Annotated in this window: 1 protein-coding gene; it reads right to left on the reverse strand. The window is 64.0% G+C overall.

Annotation, left to right across the window (positions count from 1 at the left end; genetic code table 11):
• Window positions 1–333: N-formylglutamate amidohydrolase (locus EN804_RS35640; protein WP_189602202.1), on the reverse strand; the 333-nt coding region annotated here is incomplete at both ends.

Here is a 333-nt window from a genome sequence, read left to right on the forward strand (position 1 = left end):
TTTTTATTATCTTGTAAGGCAGCCCGCGCGAACGCGCATGCCGTTCCAGCGTGAAATAGACGCGGTCGGCAGACAAATAGGGTTCGTTGACGCCGACGGTCACGCCGGCAAGCCGCTGCAGCGCTCCGATCAGCGGCGCCGCCAGGCGACGATCCTCATCATGGATGATGCCGATGTGCCAGGGCCGGTTGCGGCCCTTGTAGACCGGCGTGAAGGAATGCACCGACACCAGCCGGGTCTCCTGCCCGCGCGCCAGCCTGTCCTCGACAATGCGCTCGATGGCGGCATGGAAGGGCTGCCATGACAGGGCGATCCGTTCGGCGCGCTGTTTGT

This window comes from Mesorhizobium sp. M8A.F.Ca.ET.161.01.1.1 (assembly GCF_004792105.1).
Classification (GTDB): domain Bacteria; phylum Pseudomonadota; class Alphaproteobacteria; order Rhizobiales; family Rhizobiaceae; genus Mesorhizobium.